This window comes from Nostoc sp. UIC 10890 (genome assembly GCF_054786515.1).
In genome coordinates, this window is record NZ_JBSGKF010000069.1 from 1 (window position 1) to 3,898 (window position 3,898).

6 protein-coding genes are annotated in these 3,898 nt (G+C 36.1%); 3 read left to right on the plus strand and 3 right to left on the minus strand.

Going from position 1 to position 3,898, the window contains the following annotated elements; genetic code table 11:
* Positions 1 to 773: GIY-YIG nuclease family protein (locus ACWATR_RS38870; protein ID WP_460345387.1), on the plus strand; the 773-nt coding region annotated here is incomplete at its 5' end.
* 34 nt (positions 774 to 807) lie between these two features.
* Here the strand turns inward: ACWATR_RS38870 and ACWATR_RS38875 are convergent.
* Both ACWATR_RS38875 and ACWATR_RS38880 read right to left on the minus strand, forming a co-directional pair.
* Complete coding sequence (locus tag ACWATR_RS38875; RefSeq protein WP_460345390.1) at positions 808 to 1,746, minus strand: GIY-YIG nuclease family protein; 939 nt, start codon at positions 1,744 to 1,746, stop codon at positions 808 to 810.
* 115 nt (positions 1,747 to 1,861) lie between these two features.
* Positions 1,862 to 2,407, minus strand: a complete 546-nt coding sequence (locus ACWATR_RS38880) for a hypothetical protein (RefSeq protein ID WP_460345393.1) — start codon at positions 2,405 to 2,407, stop codon at positions 1,862 to 1,864.
* Between the two features lie 205 nt (positions 2,408 to 2,612).
* Between ACWATR_RS38880 and ACWATR_RS38885 the strand changes: the two genes are divergently transcribed.
* Both ACWATR_RS38885 and ACWATR_RS38890 read left to right on the plus strand, forming a co-directional pair.
* Positions 2,613 to 2,864: a hypothetical protein gene (locus ACWATR_RS38885; RefSeq protein WP_460345396.1), complete on the plus strand. Its 252-nt coding sequence runs from the start codon at positions 2,613 to 2,615 to the stop codon at positions 2,862 to 2,864.
* 277 nt (positions 2,865 to 3,141) lie between these two features.
* Positions 3,142 to 3,309, plus strand: coding sequence for a hypothetical protein (locus ACWATR_RS38890; protein WP_460345399.1), 168 nt, complete (start codon positions 3,142 to 3,144; stop codon positions 3,307 to 3,309).
* Between the two features lie 188 nt (positions 3,310 to 3,497).
* Here ACWATR_RS38890 and ACWATR_RS38895 read toward each other — a convergent pair.
* Positions 3,498 to 3,898, minus strand: a 401-nt coding sequence (locus tag ACWATR_RS38895) for a hypothetical protein (RefSeq protein WP_460345401.1), incomplete at its 5' end; no start/stop codon positions are given.

Consider the following 3,898-nt stretch of genomic DNA (forward strand, 5'->3'; position numbering starts at 1 on the left):
AAGTTAGAAATTCTCAAATGCCTACGCAAAATTTAACTGTCTATTTTATCGAGAAAGTCCCAGAGGATATTTTCCAAGGATTAGGCTGGGTAAAGATGGATTGCAATATAGCTCAAAGATTACAGATTCCTGTTAAATATACTGGAGTAATTACTATTCCTAATCCAGAGCCTTACTGTTGTCCTATTCAGCCAGAAGATAAGCTACCCTGGATTAAACCTCACTACCAGTCCCACTATTATATCCATCCTCCAGAAATTAGAGGCAAGAAGAAAAAATTCCTACTTCATATAAAAGGAGAGAATATTGCTTTATATGCACAATATTCTTTAACTACTGAAGCTATCGTATCATGGCTGCTTTCATGGGCAGATAGCGATGTCCAATTAATCACTCCCGGTAACAAACGTATCTCTCTAGAAGGAAAGATAAAACCTAATAAAGCATTTATTTATTTCATTTTTAATTCAGATAGCTATGCGATCAAAATTGGTAGAGCTAGCGATGTTGAGAAGCGATTACAATCTCTACAAACTAGTAGTCCAGTTCTCTTACAAATGCTGAAAGTTATACCAGTAGATAGTGTTAAAAAATCTCAAGAGTTGGAAGCATACCTCCATACCAAATTTAGACATTTAAGAATGAGTGGAGAATGGTTTAGGGCTGATCCGGAGTTAAGAAATTATATTATTCGTTGTGATGAATCATACTTTAAAGATTCTTTTTTAAGACAATTTAGCCCTAAGTCTAGTGTCCGATTATCAGAAATATAACTTATCAGGACATTTCGGAAATAATAAAAAAACTCTAAAATAGTAACTTAGGAACTGGATCTTCATCAATAGTACAAATACCTGGATGCTGTTCTTGTATGTAGGGCTTCTTATTCAGTAATACTTCTAGCTGTTCACTGGTAAGACAGAGAAGCTCTACACCACTGACAACTCTCAACTCCGAACCACATTCCAAAGGAAATAATTGCCAGCCAATTTCTGAGTTTCGCGCTAATTCCAATCTTTCAGTAAATGACATAGCTTTCACATCTTGCCTCATTGCTTCATAGTCATTTAATGGGATTGAAGTCCAAACTCCAAAACGTTTCTCTTCCATGACTCTGTACATACTAGGGTTGTGCATAATGCGTTCTTCAAACCAAGGAATCAGCCTTGTTTCGATACCATTGCACCTAGTTAACCAACGAGCGCCATTTCTAAGTCGGTCATACTCAATCCATCTAAATAAACTATTGGGTTTTCTATTTACAGCTTGCAAACTCTTCCGAACTAATGTTGTTGCAAGCCGAGTTTCTGTATAGTTAGCCAGATAACCTATAACTATTGTTTTGAGCGGAAGTTTTTCACTCTTCTGACATACTCCGAAAACCAGCACTCGCTCTTTTAATTTTTTGAGCGACAGTGTTAGCATTTGAAAGCTAGGTAACAACTTTTTTTGAGGTACTTTAGTTTGATTTAAAGTTGGGCAATAGTACTGTATGTACTGGCGTTCTAGTTCATTAAGCTGAATTGGTAAGCAATTTAACCAAAATATCTTGACTTCACAACGACGGTTAATTGCTTCTAATTGTGGTAAACGATGATGATTTAGCCAACGGCTTCTAAGATTTACTGCTTGACCAATGTAGAGAACTTGATCGCGAGCTACAGCGAAATAGATCGCAGAGATTTCTGTTAATTTTTGTTTATCTACTAACCTTAAATAAGGTAAGTTGTTAAAATTTTCTAACACTTATTATATTATTAAAAGTTTTGAGTTTGCGGCTGTTTTATTAGTTAAGTAATTTGTTTTTTTAATTATTACGGCAGCTTGACAAAGGATATTTATTATATTGAAAAATATTAGTTTACTTAATGACAATACTTCTTTTTCTCATAAACAAATTGTAAAGATAAGCAGCAGAAATGAACCAAAGCCACCAAAATCTTAGCAGAAAAATATCATAGCTTAGTTTAGGTGTTCTAAAATCAGTCAAACTCTGTTTCAAACCAGTAATAAATAAAGTATAAATTGTAAAAATCGCAACAATTGGCAAAATTGATAATACAAGTATTCCGAAATCTCGAATAACTAATAAGCTAAACTTTGGTAATCTTAACCATTGTGGTGAATTTGACCATAGAAACTTGAGTAGAAATGAATAGGCTCCTGCCAAAATTGAAAACCAGATCAGAGCTAATAACAATGCACTAATAGAAACAATAAAGAAAAAAAGTAGACCGCCACCACCATTGCCTGTAATAGCTAGAAGACCGCCTACTAAAGAATAACGCCAAAATTCAAATGCAAAAATTACAGTTGCGCCAAAGTACGCTGGTATTGCTAATATCATAGCCATCATCCACGATTGTGGATTAGGTAGCCAAGCAGGAAACCAACTTGTTTTGTTCATAGCTTCAATACTATTTATAAATTTTGGATAGAATATTTACGCTGGTTTTTAGCTAGCTCTTAGAATAATGATAATAAACGATGTATATTATATTGTCGCTACGAATATATACTTATAAAATATTAAAAAGTATGATGACGCATACACCTGCTGAGAGGGATCAGGCTACTCAGGATAACCAAATAAGCTAAGATGCAGTTGTACTGTGAAACTTTGGTATGACGAACACACGGTTGAGTTGCCACACCTGAAGTCCTTCAACTACCTGCCCCAGGAATGTCAGCAGATGCAATTAATCAGCGATCACCTTAGTCGAGTGTATTCCGATTCGCTTAAGGAGACAATAAAAAATCTGTTGCATTCCTTGGGGAAACTGAATGCCTCTTATCTGACTGCTGTGGAAGAAAAATTATTAAGTATTTTGGAGTCTGAATACAGGGGTGAGATACTGCCCTAAACAATTTTGGCAATTTGGCATCCAATGTTTTTGGGTTGCAGTTTCAATGAAGATATCACCACAACAGGAAAGTGAAGAAGTTGTACGAGGGAAAAGATAAAACTTTCCGCTTCTTGACATCCAGCTTGCCAGTTGTTTAATTGAGTGCTGTTGAACCCCTCTACATGATTGATATAGCGCTCAACAGAGTTCAGTTAAGGCTCTACAACTGGCTAGAAATTAACAAAACTCAATAGAATCTCAGAAGATGTAGATAACTGGCATTTCTCTAAGAGCCATGCCTGCGATTCTTGCTAGCCTACGCATCAGTAGATTATGGGAAAACGAAAACTTGGAAGAGGCAGCCCGTGCTGTACTGAAGCACTTAGGGGAGTTGAAACGCCCGTATTTGACAGCGTTTGAAGAAGAGCTTTTGAGTTTTATCGAGCAAAAAACTTACAAGTAAACCTTACTTAAATAGCTCAAAAGATTAGTCTCTTCCAAAGAGCGATCGCCATCAGTACTAAGATTTCCGCTCGCGCAACTAGCCAGTATTCCTACCTTTGCTTTAACATTGTTAAGAGTATTGCATCATAGCATTTCTACCTATCGCAAACGTTTTTTGAATTGGTATGAGTTGGTTTCTCAGTTGATTTAGCTATTTTTCCCCCTAACATACTTCATCCTTAGCGATGATTTAAAGAGACGACCAACCCGAAGTTGCCCTGGATAATCTGGACGATCTTCAAACATCCCCACATTTTTCATTCGTTCAATCGAAGTTCTAATTTCTCTTGCGTCTATGTCTACTTTTGAAGCAAGCTCTGAAATACATTCATCCAGCTTAAATGGAGTCTTTAACCCTTCAAAAGCATCTAATAATGCTTTAATCTTGACCTGATTTTCAGAAAAATCCTCTGAAAGACTGATTAAGTAATTTAACTCAGATTGAAGTTGGCCTAAATACTCTCTAGCTGCTGCTTCATGAGCAGTGAATATAAGATTTTGGCTTATCTTGCCATCTTTAGCAATTTGCGAACCTTGAAAAGAACCAA

Coding starts and splice junctions, on each gene's coding strand:
- ACWATR_RS38890 (WP_460345399.1), top strand. CDS start 3,142: ATGCCTGCGATTCTTGCTAGCCTACGCATCAGTAGATTATGGGAAAAC.
- ACWATR_RS38880 (WP_460345393.1), bottom strand. CDS start 2,407: ATGAACAAAACAAGTTGGTTTCCTGCTTGGCTACCTAATCCACAATCG.